This window comes from Cellulomonas sp. Root485, from assembly GCF_001426705.1.
Lineage (GTDB): Bacteria > Actinomycetota > Actinomycetes > Actinomycetales > Cellulomonadaceae > Cellulomonas.
The window spans coordinates 756,925-772,042 of record NZ_LMFC01000001.1; the positions used below are offsets into that span (position 1 = coordinate 756,925).

At 73.4% G+C, this 15,118-nt stretch carries 12 protein-coding genes; 8 read left to right on the forward strand and 4 right to left on the reverse strand.

Translation table 11 applies throughout. The features are described from left to right. Genes ASD16_RS03595 through ASD16_RS03610 form a run of 4 tightly spaced genes read right to left on the reverse strand, consistent with a single transcriptional unit; the run spans position 1 to position 4,014 of the window. Entirely contained in the window at positions 1-1,011 is a 1,011-nt protein-coding gene (locus ASD16_RS03595) for a MoxR family ATPase (protein WP_055912914.1), read from the reverse strand. Beyond that, a complete protein-coding gene (locus tag ASD16_RS03600) occupies positions 1,008-2,210 on the reverse strand; it encodes a DUF4350 domain-containing protein (RefSeq protein ID WP_055912917.1) in 1,203 nt (400 codons plus the stop codon). Before ASD16_RS03600 ends, ASD16_RS03595 begins: the two co-directional genes overlap by 4 nt. Next, on the reverse strand, positions 2,207-2,875 hold the full coding sequence (locus ASD16_RS03605) for a DUF4129 domain-containing protein (RefSeq protein WP_055912921.1): 669 nt from the start codon (positions 2,873-2,875) through the stop codon (positions 2,207-2,209). The genes ASD16_RS03600 and ASD16_RS03605 overlap by 4 nt, the downstream gene beginning before the upstream one ends. Further along, entirely contained in the window at positions 2,872-4,014 is a 1,143-nt protein-coding gene (locus ASD16_RS03610; protein WP_055912926.1) for a glycerophosphoryl diester phosphodiesterase membrane domain-containing protein, read from the reverse strand. Before ASD16_RS03610 ends, ASD16_RS03605 begins: the two co-directional genes overlap by 4 nt. Before the next feature lie 188 nt (positions 4,015-4,202). Between ASD16_RS03610 and mtrA the strand changes: the two genes are divergently transcribed. From mtrA to secA, 8 genes are all read left to right on the forward strand, one after another. Beyond that, positions 4,203-4,886 carry an MtrAB system response regulator MtrA gene (gene mtrA / locus ASD16_RS03615; protein WP_055912929.1) on the forward strand — a complete coding sequence of 228 codons (684 nt, stop codon included), beginning with the start codon at positions 4,203-4,205 and terminating at the stop codon, positions 4,884-4,886. A 19-nt stretch (positions 4,887-4,905) separates the two neighbouring features. Beyond that, the gene (gene mtrB, locus ASD16_RS03620) at positions 4,906-6,618 is read left to right on the forward strand and encodes an MtrAB system histidine kinase MtrB (protein ID WP_055912932.1); all 1,713 of its coding nucleotides are present in this window, start codon (positions 4,906-4,908) and stop codon (positions 6,616-6,618) included. Further along, positions 6,615-8,273, forward strand: coding sequence for an LpqB family beta-propeller domain-containing protein (locus ASD16_RS03625; RefSeq protein WP_055912935.1), 1,659 nt, complete (start codon positions 6,615-6,617; stop codon positions 8,271-8,273). Before mtrB ends, ASD16_RS03625 begins: the two co-directional genes overlap by 4 nt. A 72-nt stretch (positions 8,274-8,345) precedes the next feature. After that, a complete protein-coding gene (locus tag ASD16_RS03630; RefSeq protein WP_055912938.1) occupies positions 8,346-9,125 on the forward strand; it encodes a ComF family protein in 780 nt (259 codons plus the stop codon). Positions 9,126-9,288: 163 nt separating this feature from the next. Beyond that, a complete protein-coding gene (gene hpf, locus ASD16_RS03635) occupies positions 9,289-9,918 on the forward strand; it encodes a ribosome hibernation-promoting factor, HPF/YfiA family (protein ID WP_055912941.1) in 630 nt (209 codons plus the stop codon). Positions 9,919-10,003: 85 nt separating this feature from the next. Further along, complete coding sequence (locus ASD16_RS03640; protein ID WP_055912944.1) at positions 10,004-11,269, forward strand: winged helix-turn-helix domain-containing protein; 1,266 nt, start codon at positions 10,004-10,006, stop codon at positions 11,267-11,269. Beyond that, the gene (locus ASD16_RS03645; protein ID WP_055912947.1) at positions 11,266-12,297 is read left to right on the forward strand and encodes an EamA family transporter; all 1,032 of its coding nucleotides are present in this window, start codon (positions 11,266-11,268) and stop codon (positions 12,295-12,297) included. Before ASD16_RS03640 ends, ASD16_RS03645 begins: the two co-directional genes overlap by 4 nt. Continuing rightward, positions 12,260-15,070 carry a preprotein translocase subunit SecA gene (secA, locus tag ASD16_RS03650; RefSeq protein WP_055912950.1) on the forward strand — a complete coding sequence of 937 codons (2,811 nt, stop codon included), beginning with the start codon at positions 12,260-12,262 and terminating at the stop codon, positions 15,068-15,070. Before ASD16_RS03645 ends, secA begins: the two co-directional genes overlap by 38 nt. Positions 15,071-15,118 lie beyond the last annotated feature (48 nt).

Genomic DNA, 15,118 nt, shown 5'->3' on the forward strand with positions numbered 1-15,118 from the left:
TCAGCGGGGGACGGGGACGGACGCGAGCACGGTGTCGAGGACGCTCTCCGTGCTGACGCCCTCGAGCTCGGCCTCGGGACGCAGCTGGACGCGGTGACGCAGCGTGGGGTGTGCCAGCGCCTTGATGTCGTCCGGTGTCACGTAGCCGCGACCGGACAGCCACGCCCACGCGCGGGACGTCGCCAGCAGCGCGGTGGCGCCACGCGGGGAGACACCCAGCGAGAGCGACGGCGACTGACGGGTGGCACGGCACACGTCGACGGCGTAGCCGAGGACCTCGGGAGCCACCTGCACGCGGCCGACCTCCGCCCGGGCGCGCGCCAGCATCTCCGGCGACGCCACGGCGCGCAGCCCGGCGCCGGCGAGGTCGCGCGGGTCGAAGCCGGCGGCGTGCCGGGACAGCACCTCGATCTCCTCGTGGCGCTCCGGCATCGGCAGCACCAGCTTGAGCAGGAACCGGTCGAGCTGCGCTTCCGGCAGGGTGTACGTGCCCTCGTACTCGACGGGGTTCTGCGTCGCGATGACGAGGAACGGGTCGGGCAGCAGGTGCGGGGTGCCGTCGATCGACACCTGGCGCTCCTCCATCGCCTCGAGCAGCGACGCCTGCGTCTTCGGCGGCGTGCGGTTGATCTCGTCCGCCAGCAGCAGGTTGGTGAACACCGGGCCCGCGCGGAAGGAGAACTCGGCGGTACGGGCGTCGTACACCAACGAGCCCGTCACGTCGCCGGGCATGAGGTCCGGGGTGAACTGGACCCGCTTGGTCTCCAGGTCGAGCGCGGCCGACAGCGCCCGCACGAGCAGCGTCTTGGCGACCCCGGGGACACCCTCGAGCAGCACGTGGCCACGGCACAGCAGCGCGATGACCAGGCCGCTGACGGCGGCGTCCTGCCCGACGACCGCCTTGGCGACCTCGGTGCGCACGGCCCCCAGGGCAGCACGGAGCTCCTCGGACGGCTGGTGCGGCGGGACGGTGGGTGCGGTCGCGCCCCACGAGGGGCTCTGGTCGCTCACGGTCGGTGAACCTCGCTCTCGAGATGGTCCAGGTCACGGGCCAGCTGGGCCAGCCCGCGGTCGTCGGTCGGTGGTGGTCCGTACAGGAGTGCCTCGACGTCCGCCGCGCGGCGCCCGGTCGCACGGGAGATCGCGTCGACGACGAGCGGCGCGGCCGCGGAGCGCGGCAGGCCGAGCCGACCCGCGCTGCGGGCGGCCGTCCCGGCACGCAGGGCGGCGGCGGCGTGCCCGTAGGAACGGCCGCGCCGGTAGAGGCGTCCGCGGCCCCGGGTGGTCTCGCCCGCGCGGACCACCACCGGCAGCCGCTCGGTGACGAGGCGACCCAGCCGGCGTCCGCGCCACAGCGCGGTGACCACCACCACGAGCAGGAGCTGCAGCGCGAGGATCGTGACCACCGGCGGCAGGAGCTCGCCGGGCGCGGGCTCGGTCCCGCCACCGGCGCCCACGTCGTCCAGCGACGGGATGTACCAGACGAGCCGCTCGTGCCGGCCGAGCGCGCGCAGGACGAGCGCGGCGTTGCCCTGCTCGGCGAGGTGCTCGTTGGTGAAGGGCGCCATGTCGGAGACCGCGACCACCCGGCGACCGTCGGACTCGACCACGGCGTAGGAGCCGCCCTGGTCCGTCGTCGTGCCCGGAGCGGGGAAGCAGACGACCGCGCCGGGCCCGATGCCCAGCAGGCCGCCGCTCGCCGTGATGGTGCCGGCGGCGACCGCGTCCGGGTCGTCGCACTGCGCGGTACGGACGTCGGGTGCTGCGTCGTACTCCCCGCTCGACGCGAGCGCGGGGGTGAGCACGCCCAGCGCCCACCCGGCGTCGACGAGCACCAGGTCCGCCTCGGTGGCCCCCAGGGCGTCGACCTGCTCGTCCGTGAGCAGGTAGTCACCGACGACGAGCACCGTCGAGCCCGGGACCGCGAGCGCCTGCACGTCGGCGATGCGACGGACGTACCGGACGTCCACCCCTTCGCGGCCGAGGATCTGCGCCGCCGCCCGGGCCCCCAGGTCGCCCGGGTTGTCCGGAGCGAGGGTCAGCGTCGAGGTCCGCGGCTCGGGCAGCGCCGACAGGATGCCTGCGACCACGACGAGTGCCAGCAGAGCGAGCGGCAACCGGGCACGCCGCCAGCGCCGGGCCGACCTGCTGCGGGTCGAGGTGCCGTCGCCGACGACCGCGTCGTGCACCGTCACCACGGGTGTGCTCATCGGGGCGCCGCCACGCTCAGGTCGGCGGGCTCGGTGCCGGTCGTGGCGCGCGCGTCCTGCACACGGGCGTCGAGCCCGCGCAGACGCGTCTCGTCCTGCGCGGTCGCGGGTTCGTCGCCGTACGCGACGTCGTCGAACGTGCGGCCCGCGGCGACCAGCTCCGAGGCGAGCGCCGGCAGCCGGGCGGCGGCGGCCAGCGCTGCCTCGTGCGCGGTCCGGGCCGCCCGCTCGTCGAGCACCGCCCGCTCCTCGAGCCCGCGGACGATCGCGCGGAACCGTTCGAGCACGGCGGTCGCCCAGTCACCGGCGGCGGCAGCGGCGTCCGCGGCGGCCCGGATCTCGGCGGCCGTGCGCAGGTCGTCGTCCGCCAGGACGCTCCGGTCGGAGCGGCCACGGCGGGCGACCCGCACGGGGCCGGCCACGAGGAACGCGATCACGACGACCGCCACGATCACCCCGACCACCGCGAGGACGGCGAACGGGTCGAACGCGGCCGGGGTCCGCAGACCGGCGAGCAGCTCGGCGATCCAGTCCACCAGGCGGCTGAGCAGCGATCGCTGCTCGTGGTACACGGGGTCGAGCAGCTCCTCGGTGGCCCAGCGCCGGGCCGTCTCGGCGTCAGGGTCGACGGGGACACCGCTGACCACCCGTACCAGCACGCTCACGCGGTGCTCTCTGCGGCGCGGGCCAGCTCGACGTCCAGCCCTTCGCGCCGCATCCGCACGTCGATGTAGAGCAGCGCGACCACGGAGGACACGAACGTGGTGGACAAGGTGGACGCGATGATCGTGGCGATGCCGATGATGACGACCGAGCCGAAGGACGTCGCGGTCGGGTCGCGCAGGACGATCTGCGCGATCAGGGTGGCGGGGAACACGATGATCTGCGCGATGATCCCGGCCAGGATCGTGGTGAGCAGGTAGATCCCGAACAGGCGCCAGAAGGTCCCCCGCGTGAGCCGCCACGCGCGGGCGATCGTCGGCCAGAACTTCTTGCCCTCGAGCATCAGCGCCGGTGGTACCAGCAGCGTCCGGGTGGTGAACCAGACGGCGGCGGCGACGAACGCCAGCGAACCGCCGAGCCCGACCAGGACGGCGAGCGCGACCTGGTCGTTGACCGCCAGCAGGGTGACCCCCGTGACGAGGACCGCGAGCACGGTCAGGATCACGATCCCGCTGAGGAACGTGAAGCCGACGACGAGCCAGACACGCCAGGAGCGCAGGACCTCACCGACCGTGGCCACCTGCCCCAGGACGGAGCGGCTCACGGACACGATGAGCAGGCCCGTGAGGATGGTGGACGCGATCGAGGTGACCGGCGCAGCGATGAGCAGCCCGATCGACGAGCCCACCTGCTCGGCGAAGCCCATCTGCCCGGACGGGTCCAGGTCGACCGAGAGGTCGCTCAGCTGGGGCGCGAGGATGCCCTTGACGTACCACTGGATGACGGACTGGAGGATGACCGCGAGGGTCACCACGAGGGCGGCGAGCCCGAACATGACGCGCGGGTTGGCCCGGACGGCCCGGAAGGCCCCGTCGTAGATCTCGCCCATCCCCAGTGGTCGCAGCGGGATGATCCCCGGCTGGAGCGCCTGCGGGCGCCAGGACAGCCCGGGCGGTGGCGGCGCGGCAGGGCTCCACGACCCCTGCCCGCCCGGCGGCTGCTGGCCCCAGCCCGACGGCGGCGGCGGGGGCGGTGCGACGGGCGGGCCGGGTTGCGGCACGGTCTGCGGCGGCGGTGCTCCCGGGCCGGCGGGAGCCGCCCAGGAGGGCGGTCGCGGCGCGTCGTCGTGCGGGCTCGTCATGCGAGCGCGGCTCCTCGGCTGTCGTGGTGCAGGCGGTCCGGGGCGCCGTCGTCGGGCCCCCCACGGAGGAATCATCGTGCCACGGCGACCGGGTCCCGGGACGCGCGACCGGGTGATCTGTGGAGGTCGGGACACGTCGCAGGGCCAGGTGGCCCAGGTCCGGGCCCCTGCGGTGCGAGAATGCCGCCATGAAGGGACGCGTGCTGGTGGTCGACGACGACACCGCGCTGGCCGAGATGATCGGCATCGTGCTGCGGTCGGAGGGTTTCGACCCGGTGTTCTGCGAGGACGGCGACGAGGCGATCGGTGTGTTCCGAGCCACGCAGCCGGACCTCGTCCTGCTCGACCTCATGCTGCCGGGCAAGGACGGCAACGAGGTCTGCCGGCAGATCCGCGCCGAGTCGGGCGTGCCGATCGTCATGCTCACGGCCAAGAGCGACACGGTCGACGTGGTGCTCGGGCTGGAGTCCGGGGCGGACGACTACATCTCGAAGCCGTTCAAGCCCAAGGAGCTCGTCGCGCGCGTGCGTGCCCGCCTGCGCCGCAGCGACGAGCCCGCGCCCGAGCACCTGACGATCGGCGACGTGACGATCGACGTGCCCGGCCACCGGGTCGCGCGCGCCGGCCGGCCCGTCTCGCTCACGCCGCTGGAGTTCGACCTGCTGGTGGCGCTCGCCCGCAAGCCGTGGCAGGTGTTCACGCGCGAGGTGCTGCTGGAGAAGGTGTGGGGGTACCGGCACGCCGCCGACACCCGTCTGGTGAACGTCCACGTGCAGCGTCTGCGCTCGAAGATCGAGAACGATCCCGAGCAGCCCGAGATCGTCGTCACCGTCCGCGGCGTCGGCTACAAGGCGGGCGTGGCCTCGACGTGAGGTCGCACGGAGCAGCCCTGTGCGGGTGAGCGGCGCCTGGCGGCTGCTCCGGGCACGGTCGCGGCGCCGGGTGCGCTCGTGGACGCGGGCCTGGCGCTCGTCACTGCAGATCCGCGTCATCACCTCCACGCTGGCGATCGGTCTGGTCGCGCTCACGCTCATCGGCGCCTACGTGAGCGCCCGCACGGCCGACGGTCTCTTCAACGACCGGCTCCAGCAGGTCCTCCAGGAGAGCGCCCGGTCCACGCTCCAGGCGCAGGCCACGTTCGACAACTCGACCGCGGCGACCAGCCCCGACGTGCAACGGCTCAAGGGTGACGTCGCGCGCGCGCAGCGCACCGGGGGGTCGGACCGACGCGAGGTGTTCCTGCTGCGGGCACCCGGCCAGCAGGGCGGCGACATGTTCATCCCCGGTGCGGCGTCGGACCAGGCCCTCGTCCCGCTCGTCAGCCGCGAGCTGCGCCTGGCGACGGCGGAGGGTGGGCAGCACTGGCAGTCCGTCGCGATCCCGCGGGAGACCGGTGGCGTCTCGCCCGGGGTGATGGTGGGGCAGGACGTGACCGTGCCGGTGGACGGGACGTACCAGCTCTTCTTCCTGTACAGCCTGCAGTCCGAGCAGGACCGGCTCGACTTCCTCCAGCGCACGCTGGGCCTGGCGGCGGTCGCCCTGGTCGTGCTGCTGGGCAGCATGACGTGGCTGGTCACCCGGCAGACGGTCCGGCCGGTGCGCCGCGCCGCGGAGGTCGCCGAGCGGCTGGCCGACGGGCACCTGTCGGAACGCATGCCGGAGAAGGGCGAGGACGAGATGGCCACGCTGGCCCGCTCGTTCAACGAGATGGCCGACAGCCTCCAGGACCAGATCCACCGCATGGAGGAGCTGTCCACGCTGCAGCGGCGGTTCGTCTCGGACGTCTCGCACGAGCTGCGGACCCCGCTGACCACCATCCGGATGGCCGGCGAGGTCATCCACGCGTCGCGAGCGGACTTCGACCCTGCCGCGAAGCGCTCGGCGGAGCTGCTGCAGACCCAGCTCGACCGCTTCGAGGACCTGCTGGCGGACCTGCTGGAGATCAGCCGGTTCGACGCCGGCGCCGCGGTGCTGGACGCCGAGGGCCGCGACGTGCGCGACGTCGTGATCCAGGCCGTCGACCACGCCGCCCCGCTCGCCGAGCGCCGCGGTGCCTGGCTGCACGTCGTCGTGCCCGAGGAGCGCTGCGTCGCGGACATCGACCCCCGCCGCGTCGAGCGGATCCTGCGCAACCTCCTGGTCAACGCCGTCGAGCACGCGGAGGGCAGCACCGTCGAGGTCACCGTGGGCGCGGACGCGCACGCCGTCGCCGTCACCGTCCGGGACCGGGGCGTCGGCATGACGCCGGACGAGGCCGCGCACGTGTTCGACCGCTTCTGGCGGGCCGACCCGGCGCGGGCCCGGACGACGGGCGGCACGGGGCTCGGCCTCGCCATCTCGTTGGAGGACGCCCACCTGCACGGCGGGTGGCTGGAGGCGTGGGGCCGGCCCGGCCGCGGTGCGAGCTTCAGGCTCACCCTCCCGCGGCGGGCGGGCATCCGGCTCACCGCGTCACCGCTGCCGCTGCAGCCCGACGAGTCGCCGATCACCGGTGCGCTGCGCGTCGTCGTGCGCCCCCACAACGACCCCGCCGCGCTCCCCGACATGGGGTCCGACGACCTCGACGCCGCGGCGTCCGACGACGAGCGGCAGGAGGTCCGATGATCGCGCGCCGGCTCCGTCGCACCGCCGTCGCTCTCGGCGCGGTCGCCGTCCTCGCGGCCTGTACCGCCATCCCGACGTCCGGACCGGTCCAGGAGGGCGACACCGAGGTCACCGAGCCGTCGGAGATCGACGTGCTCGCCGAGGGGCCGCAGCCGGGTGACACCCCGACCGAGATCGTCGACGGCTTCCTCGCCGCGGGCGCCGCGGGCTTCACCGACAACTTCGGGACCGCCCGGGAGTACCTCGCGGGCGAGGCGAAGGCCACCTGGGACCCGACTGCCGGTGTCCTGGTCTCCGGACCCGTCGAGCCGGCACCCACGACGACCGAGACCGAGGTGACCATCGACGTCCCCGTCGAGGCTCGCGTCGGCGAGAGCGGGGTGTATGCGGAGGCGCCGCCGGACGGTCGCGAGTCCGTGACGTTCGGGATGGTCCGCAACGACGCCGACGAGTGGCGGATCGCCGCGACCCCGCCCGGCCTGATCCTCCAGCAGGAGGACTTCGCCCGCCTGTACCGCGCGGCGTCGCTCTACTTCGTCTCGCCGGACCAGAAGTTCCTGGTCCCCGAGGAGCGGTGGTTCCCGGAGAAGAACCTGAGCACGTCCATCGTCAGCGAGCTGCTCGCCGGGCCGTCGGCCTGGTTGCAGGACGCGGTCGTGACGGCGGTGCCCGACGGCGTCGAGCTCAACCCGGAAGCCGTGCTCATCGATGACAAGGACGGTGTGGCGTCGGTCCGGCTGGAGCCCGCGCTCGCCGTGACCCGCGCGGACCGTGACCTGCTGATCGCCCAGATCGAGGCGAGCCTGCGACCCGTCCGGGGGATCAGCTCGGTGCAGGTGTACGCCCGGGACGTGCCGCTGGAGGGTTCGGCGAACCTGGAGAGCGGCTCCGGTCCGCCGGGGAACCTCGAGCTCGTGCAGGACGACCGCCTCGTCGCGCTCGTCGACGGCGAGATCAAGCCCGTGCCCGGCCTCGACCCTCTCGACGGGCTCGACCCGCGCAGTCCCGCGCGCAACGAGGACGGTTCGGTGCGGGTCATGCTGTCCGGCCCCGGCACGCTGACCACGGTGCCGACCACGGAGGTCGGCCCGCAGGAGCTCGTCAGCGGTTCGGGCCTGGTGGCACCGTCGGTCGACCGCTTCGACTGGGCCTGGACGGCGCAGCCCTCCACCGGCCTCCTCGCGGCACGTGCGGGTGCCCAGCCGGTGCAGGTCACCGCCGACTGGCTCGAGGGCCGGTCGGTGCGGGGGGTCCGCGTGGCGCGCGACGGGGTGCGGATCGCGGTCGTCTCCGCAGGCGGCGACGGCGTCCAGGTCGACGTCGCCGCGATCACGCGTGACGAGTCGGGTGCCCCGCAGCAGCTGGGGTCCCCGGTGCGTGCGGGCGCGTCGCTCGTGGACGCGTCGTCGGTGGTCTGGTCCGACGAGTCGACGCTCGCGGTCGTCGGACGGTCGAGCGGCAACGCGACCGTGCACCTCGTCCCCGTCGCCGGGCCGACGAGGGTGCTGCCCGAGGTCGCCGACCTGGCCGACCTCGCCGGCAGCCCGGTCATCTACGTCACGACGACCGCCGGCGAGCTGCGACGGTTCGTCGGCTCCACCTGGGCGCAGATCCTGGGCGTGTCGGGTGCGTCGTACCCGTCCTTCCCGGGCTGACGAGCCGTCCACAGCCCACGATCGTCCCCAGGCCGCTCCGAGCTCGGCGGCGCACGCGCGCATGCTCCGCCCATGACGTTCCTGCGTGAGCTGCTCGGTCTGCTCGTCCCGGTCGAGTGCGCGGGCTGCGGGCTCGACGACGTCGCGTGGTGCCCGTCCTGCGCGCACCGCCTCGCGGGTGGACTGTGGCGCTGCGAGGACCGTGCCCCGCGGCTCGACCGCCTGGACGGCTCCGGGCCGCTGCCGGTCTGGACGCTCGCCGACTGCACCGGCCACGTGCGGCGGGCGGTGATCGCGTGGAAGGACCGCGGGCGGCTCGACCTCACGCGCCCGTTCGCGGCTGCGCTCGCACGCGCCGGAGGCGCACTGGGCGCCGACCTCGGTGCGGGCCCGTTGCTGGTGGTGCCCTGCCCGTCGACGGCCGCGGCGCGCCGACGCCGGGGCGGCAACCTCGTGGACGCGCTCGCGACGGGGCTCGCGGACGGTCTCGTGACCGGGGGTGTACCTGCCGCCGCGGCGCCGGTGCTCGCCCGTACGCGGGGTCACGACCAGGTCGGTCTCGGTGCCCGGGAGCGCAGCCGGAACCTCGCCGGTCACGTCCGGGTCCCGGCGCGGCACGTGGCCCGTCTGACCGGCCGTCCCGTCCTCGTCGTGGACGACGTGCTCACCACCGGCGCGACCGTCGCCGCGTGCCGGTCCGCGCTCGAGCGCGCGGGTGCCCACGTCGTCGGCGCCGTGACCCTCGCCTCGACCCCCCGTCCGCACGGCGCGCCGCGCCTGCCACCCCGTCCAGGAGACTCACAGGGTGATCCATGGCCCGGGCGGGTGGTTCGGGGACGGGTGCGGGGTTAGCGTGGGGTCCTGAGCCGACGGCACGCAGGGTCCGACCCCCCACCGGGTCGACCGGGCTGGCCGCGGGAGGAGGTGACGCCGCCCGACTGCCCCCTGGGGCAGCCCATCGCACTGTCACCCTCGGGCGGGCACGACCCGCCCCTGACCCTCTCAGGAGGCTCACATGGAGATCGTGGTTGCCGGCCGGCACACCGAGGTGCTCCCGAAGTACCGGGCGCACGTCGAGCAGAAGCTCGCGAAAGTCGAGCAGCTGGCCCCCCGCGCCCAGCGCATCGATGTCGTCGTGTCGCACGAGACGAACCCCCGCCAGGCAGGCAGCAGTGAGCGCGTCGAGCTCACCGTGGTCGACCGCGGGCCCGTGATCCGCGCCGAGGCGTGCGCGGACGACAGGTACGCGGCCCTGGACCTGGCTCTCGGGAAGCTCCTCGAGCGGCTGCGGCGGACGCGTGACCGGCGCAAGGACCACCGCAACCACACTCCGATCGCCCCGGTCGACGTGCGTCCGCCCGAGCCGGAACCGGCTGCGCCCGCACCGGTCGACCCGGACGCCGCGGTCGAGACGACGCTCGGTGACTCGCCCGTCGTCATCCGCGAGAAGGTCCACCAGGCGCAGCCGATGACCGTCGACGACGCGCTCTACGAGATGGAGCTCGTCGGGCACGACTTCTTCCTGTTCATCGACGCCGAGACCGCCCAGCCGTCCGTCGCGTACCGCAGACGAGGGTGGAGCTACGGCGTGATCAAGCTCGACGCCGCGGTGACCGCAGCACCGCTGGCGGCGGTCGGCGGCTGACAGCCTCGATCGACGACGACGCCCGGCCCGGTCGACCCGACCGGCCGGGCGTCGTCGTGTCGGTGGCGCACGGCAGGATGGGCGCGTGACCTCCCCGGGAGCCGAACGCCTCACCCTGTCGCAGGCCCGTCGCATCACGCTGCGTGCGCAGGGCCTCGACCGCCCTCGCCCGGTGCGCGGCGCGGAGCCGACCATGCGGCAGTTCCAGCAGGTGGTGGACCGGCTCGGGGTGCTGCAGATCGACTCGGTCAACGTGCTCGCCCGGGCGCATCTCCTGCCGGCCTTCTCCCGGCTCGGTGCCTACGACCCGGCGCTCCTCGACCGGGCATCGGGTGCCGCGCCGCGCCGCCTCGTCGAGACGTGGGCCCACATGGCGTCGTACGTGCCGCCCGAGACGTTCCGGCTGCTGGGCTGGCGGCAGCGCGCCTACCTCGACCAGGCCTGGGGCGCGATCGCGGAGGTGCCGATGAAGCACTCGCCGCTCGTCGAGGAGATCCGCGCCATCATCGCCGAACGCGGCCCGGTCACCGCACGGCAGGTGCAGGAGGACTTCGAGGCCGACCACCCGACCACCCGCGGGGAGTGGGGGTGGAACTGGTCGGTGGCCAAGCGCGTGCTCGAGTTCCTGTTCTTCACCGGCGAGATCACGTCGGCGGGCCGCAACAGCGCGTTCGAGCGTCGCTACGACCTGACCAGCCGGGTGCTCCCGCCTGACGTGCTGGCCCGTCCGGAGCCGTCGGACGAGGACGCGGTCCGGGCGCTGACCGAGATCGGTGCGCGTGCGCACGGCATCGGCACGCTGCGCAGCATCGCCGACTACTTCCGCATCAAGGAGTCCCGCGTGGTGCCCGCGATCGCCGACCTGGTCGAGGAGGGCGTGCTGCAGGAGGTCGTCGTCGACGGCTGGAACCAGGGGCCCGTGTGGCGGCACCGGGACGCCGACCTGCCCCGTCGGGCCACCGGTCGCGCCCTGCTCAACCCGTTCGACCCGCTGGTGTTCGAGCGCCGGCGCCTGGAGGCGCTCTTCGGCCTGCGCTACCGCATCGAGATCTACACCCCCGAGCCCAAGCGCGTCTGGGGGTACTACGTCCTGCCGTTCCTGCTCGGGGAGTCGCTGCCCGCGCTGGTGGACCTCAAGGCCGACCGCCAGGCGGGGATCCTGCGCGTGCTCGCCGCGCACCGTGCCACGGGTTCGACGGTGCCGGACGCCGACGTGGTGGAGCCGCTGGCGGCCGAGCTGCGCGAGCTGGCCGGGTGGCTCGGCCTGGAAGACATCGTCGTCGGCGACCGGGACGGGCTGCTGCGCGGAGACCTCGCACCGGACCTGGCGCTCGCTGTCCGGTCGGCGTGACGCACGAGACGCGGCCACGCGACTTCGCGCTCGTCGCGCTCGGCGGGGTGCTGTGGGGGACGGGTGGTCTGGCCGGAGCAGCGCTCGCCGACGCCGCGGGTCTGCCACCGCTGACCGTCGCCGCCTACCGGCTGCTCGGCGGCGGGGGAGTGCTGCTGCTGGCGCTCGCTGCGGCCGGCGCGCTGCGCGGCCTCGCCCGGACCCGTCCGGTGGTCCTGCTCGTGGTGGAGACCGCCGTGCTCGCCGCGGTCTACCAGGCTGCGTACTTCGCGGCGGTCCAGCGCGCCGGCGTGGCCGTCGCCACGCTGGTCGCCCTCGGGGCGGCTCCGCTGCTCGTGGCCGTGGGCACCGCCGTGGCCGCCCGACGGCTGCCGTCGCCGCATACGCTGGTGGCGCTCGGGCTGGCGCTGGGGGGCCTCGTGCTCCTGGTGGGCCCGTCGGACGCCGCCGGACCGGGGACGGCGGGCGGCGCCCTGCTCGCGCTCGTGGCGGCCGCCGCGTTCGCGACGATGACCGGGCTGAACCGCCGCAGCGTGCCCGGACTGGGTCCGTTGCCGCTGACGGCGACGTCGTTCACGCTCGGCGGAATCCTGTTGCTGCCGGTCGCCGCGGTGGCCGGTCCGGGCCTCCCTGGCCTTGATCTCCCGTCCGACGCGCAGGGCTGGGTGCTGCTCGCCTACCTGGCCGTGGTGCCCACCGCGGCGGCCTACAGCGCCTACTTCACGGGCCTGCGGCACGTCCCCGCGACGACCGCCGCCCTGCTCGCCCTGCTCGAGCCGCTGACCGCGACCGTCGGTGCGGTCGTGCTGCGCGACGAGCGCCTCGGCCTCGCCGGAGTGATCGGCGCCGTCCTGCTGGCGGCTGCGGTGGTCGTTCTTCGCCCACGCCGCGCAGGCTCGCCTACGATGGACGCGCCCGGCCGTGCGGCCGGTCACCTCAGCCGCTCCGACGCCGCGCGCGCCCGGAGTGCGAACACGTCGGGAGTAGTGCGTGCCAGCGATCCTCGAGAAGGTCCTGCGCCTCGGTGAAGGCCGGATCGTCAAGAAGCTGTCGGGCATCGCCCAGCAGGTCAACGCCCTGGAGGACAGCTTCGTCGCGCTGTCCGACGCCGAGCTGCGCGAGGAGACCGACCGTTTCCGCGCCCGGCTCGCGGAGGGCGAGACGTTGGACGACCTCCTCGCCGAGGCGTTCGCCACGGTCCGCGAGGCGGCCCGGCGCACGCTCGGCCAGCGCCACTTCGACGTGCAGCTCATGGGTGGTGCCGCCCTGCACCTGGGCAACATCGCCGAGATGAAGACCGGTGAGGGCAAGACCCTCGTCGCGACGGCGCCCGCGTACCTCAACGCCCTGTCGGGCGACGGCGTGCACGTCGTCACGGTCAACGACTACCTGGCCAGCTACCAGTCGGACCTCATGGGACGCGTCTACCGCTTCCTCGGGCTGACCAGCGGCGTGATCCTGTCCAACCAGGACCCGGCCACGCGGCGAAAGCAGTACGCGTGCGACATCACGTACGGCACCAACAACGAGTTCGGCTTCGACTACCTGCGCGACAACATGGCGTGGAGCACCGACGAGCTCGTCCAGCGCGGCCACAACTTCGCGATCGTCGACGAGGTCGACTCGATCCTCATCGACGAGGCGCGGACCCCGCTGATCATCTCGGGCCCCGCCGCGGGCGACGCCAACCGCTGGTACGCCGAGTTCGCCAAGGTGGTCCGCCGCCTGCAGGCCGAGCGCGACTACGAGGTCGACGAGAAGAAGCGCACGGTCGGTGTGCTGGAGCCCGGCATCGAGCGCGTCGAGGACTACCTCGGCATCGACAACCTCTACGAGTCCCTCAACACGCCGCTGATCGGCTTCCTCAACAACGCCATCAAGGCGCAGGAGCTGTTCAAGCGCGACAAGGACTACGTGGTGATGAACGGCGAGGTGCTGATCGTCGACGAGCACACCGGCCGCATCCTGCCGGGCCGTCGCTACAACGAGGGCATGCACCAGGCGATCGAGGCGAAGGAGGGCGTGGCCATCAAGGCCGAGAACCAGACGCTCGCCACGATCACGCTGCAGAACTACTTCCGCCTGTACGGCAAGCTCTCGGGGATGACCGGTACGGCCGAGACCGAGGCGGCCGAGTTTCAGGGCACGTACAAGCTGGGCGTCGTCCCCATCCCGACCAACCGCGACATGCAGCGCATCGACCAGCGCGACTTCGTCTACAAGAGCGAGGACGGCAAGTTCGACGCCGTCGTGGCGGACATCGTCGAGCGGCACGCGCACGGTCAGCCGGTGCTCGTGGGGACCACCAGCGTCGAGAAGAGCGAGCTGCTCTCGTCCAAGCTGAAGAAGCAAGGCGTGCCGCACGAGGTCCTCAACGCCAAGCAGCACGCGCGTGAGGCGTCGATCATCGCGCAGGCCGGCCGCAAGGGTGCCGTCACGGTCGCGACGAACATGGCCGGTCGTGGGACCGACATCATGCTCGGCGGCAACGCCGAGTTCATGGCTGTCGCGGACCTTGCCGCCCGTGGTCTCGAGCCGGCCGAGCAGCCGGAGGAGTACGAGGCCGCCTGGCCCGCCGCGCTCGAGGCGGCCAAGGAGGCCGTCGCCGCGGAGCACGACGAGGTCGTCGAGCTGGGCGGGCTCTACGTGCTCGGCACCGAGCGGCACGAGTCGCGGCGCATCGACAACCAGCTGCGTGGTCGCTCCGGCCGGCAGGGTGACCCGGGCGAGTCCCGGTTCTACCTCTCGATGCAGGACGACCTGATGCGTCTGTTCAACTCCTCGCTCGCGGAGTCGATGATGACGCGCGCCGGGTTCCCGGAGGACATGCCGCTCGAGTCGAAGATCGTGACGCGCGGCATCCAGTCGGCGCAGTCGCAGGTCGAGTCGCGCAACTTCGAGATCCGCAAGAACGTGCTGAAGTACGACGACGTCATGTCCCGGCAGCGCGTCGTCATCTACGAGCAGCGCCGCCGCGTGCTGGAGGGCGAGGACCTGCACGAGCAGGTCCGGCACTTCCGCTCCGACGTGCTCACGGCCTACATCACCGGCGCCACCACCGAGGGTCGGCCGGAGGACTGGGACCTCGACGCGCTGTGGACCGCCCTGAAGGCGGTCTACCCCGTCTCGATCACCCCGGACGAGGTCGTCGAGCAGGCCGGCGGCCCCACGCGGCTGTCCGCCGACCTCATCGAGCGGGAGATCCTCTCCGACGCCGAGCACGCCTACGCGGAGCGCGAGGAGCAGATCGGCTCGGAGAACATGCGTCAGCTCGAGCGGCGCGTGACCCTGTCGGTCCTCGACCGCAAGTGGCGTGAGCACCTCTACGAGATGGACTACCTCAAGGAGGGCATCGGCCTGCGCGCGATGGCTCAGCGCGACCCGCTCGTGGAGTACCAGCGCGAGGGCTACCAGCTCTTCAACGCGATGACGGACGCCATCAAGGAGGAGACGGTCGGGTTCCTCTACAACCTGGAGGTCCAGGTCGCTGCCCCGGACGCACCCCCCGCGGTGACGGCGGACTCCGCGGTGGCTGCGGCAGCCAGCGCGGGCGCGCAGGCCGCGCTGCCGCGGTCCGTCTCCGACGGCCCCACGCCGGGCAAGCTGGTGGCCAAGGGCATCGACGGCCCCGAGCAGCGCGCTCCGCTGCAGTACAGCGCCCCCTCGGTGGACGGTGACGGCGCGGTGGTGACACGCGGCGAGGCCGGCGGCAAGAACGCCGGTCCCCGTCCGGCCGCCGCCGACGGCGAGGCCAACCGCGAGGCACGTCGCAAGGCCGCCAAGCAGCAGCGCAAGCGCTGACAGCACCGAAGCCCGCCCCCGGTCTGGGGGCGGGCTTTCGTGCGTCGG